At 42.7% G+C, this 1378-nt stretch carries 1 protein-coding gene and 1 pseudogene; one reads left to right on the forward strand and one right to left on the reverse strand.

Annotated features, from left to right (window positions below):
• Positions 1–102 (reverse strand): annotated as a pseudogene (locus F6K20_RS41075) (AAA-like domain-containing protein); the annotation flags it as partial.
• A 221-nt stretch (positions 103–323) separates the two neighbouring features.
• On the opposite strand from F6K20_RS41075, the gene F6K20_RS38620 reads away from it, so the two are divergent.
• Positions 324–1244 (forward strand): pentapeptide repeat-containing protein, encoded by a 921-nt coding sequence (locus F6K20_RS38620; RefSeq protein WP_287298462.1) that lies wholly within the window; start codon positions 324–326, stop codon positions 1242–1244.
• Positions 1245–1378 lie beyond the last annotated feature (134 nt).

A 1378-nucleotide genomic window follows, 5' to 3' on the forward strand; every position in this document is an offset into this window, starting at 1 on the left:
CCGCAGCTTTCGCCACACCGGTAGTTGTTTAGCTTCCTCATGCCAAGAGCGCAATAAGGGCAAAAAATCTTTAGCAGTTTGGGCATGCTCAAACAGGTGGCTGCTGAATGCTTACACGCGAACAGCTTATGCGTTACGTCCCAGCGTCGAAGCCTGTGCCACGCTACACCGAACAGCTTTTGAAGAAAACAGGTAAGCATTGGAATAATGCTGAGTTAAGTCACAAGCTAGAAGCCTCTGCCACGGCTGACCGCTGACCGCTGACCACTGACCGCTGAATGCTTACATGTGACGATAAGATTGATAGTAAAAGGATAACTAAAATGAAGCAGTTACTGTTACTGTTAGCTTTGGCGGGATTTCTGAGTTTAGGAACTGCGATCGCTAAATTAAATTCCCCTCAACCTCCGGATCTACAGTATCTGCTAGAGCGTGGTGAATGTTCAGCTTGTGTATTAGAGGGGGTACATCTACAGGGGCTCAATTTTCATTTTGCTGAGCTAGAAGGAGCAAATTTGCAACATATTCATGGCAAAGGCGCTAACTTTGAGGGGGCAAATTGTGGAAAAAGTCAATGGCAAAATTCTCAGCTTCAGTATGCTGATTTTAGGGATGCTAATCTGAGCAATGCTAGCCTACAATATGCTGATTTAATGGTAGCAAATTTCAAGGGAGCAAACCTGATTGAGGCTGATCTAGATTACGCTAATCTCCAAGGTGGTAAGTTTCAAGCTGTCCAAATCAGTAATGGACATTTACAGAGTGCTAATTTGGCCTATGCTCATTTAGAAGGAGCTAATCTAGCTAATGCTGATTTAAGCAACAGTCGGTTGGAAGGAGCAATACTGAAGGGGGCTAATTTGCAGGGAGCAAGTTTAGCAGGAGCTAATTTGAGGAAAGCTAATTTACAGGGAGCTAATTTAAAAGGGGCTAATCTAAATTTTACTAACTTCACCAACGCTAACCTATCTGATACTTATCTTGGGGGAGCAATTCTAGACCAAACTAACCTTGAAAAGGCTGTGCTGGAAAGAGCTTGTTTCGGTCCTGTGGAATGTACGTTCAAAACAAATTCAATAACATCGTTTTCAACAGCGGCTACTTTCAAAGAGGTTAACTTCAAGGGAACGAACGTAAAGGGAGCAAGTTTTAAGGGAATTGATGGGGAAACTATTCCCTGGGAAACTATGGAACTGTGCAATACAATTTTACCTGATGGAGTGGTAAGCGATCGCGATTGTTAGAATTAAGAATTTAGAATTTAGAATTTAGAATTGGGAGTAGGGAGTAGGGAGTAGGGAGTAGGGAGCAGGTAAGAGGTAAAAGGCAATAGGCAATAGGCAATAGGCAATAGGTAATAGGCAATAGGTAATAGGTA

The organism is Moorena sp. SIO2C4, from assembly GCF_010672485.1.
Lineage (GTDB): Bacteria > Cyanobacteriota > Cyanobacteriia > Cyanobacteriales > Coleofasciculaceae > Moorena > Moorena producens.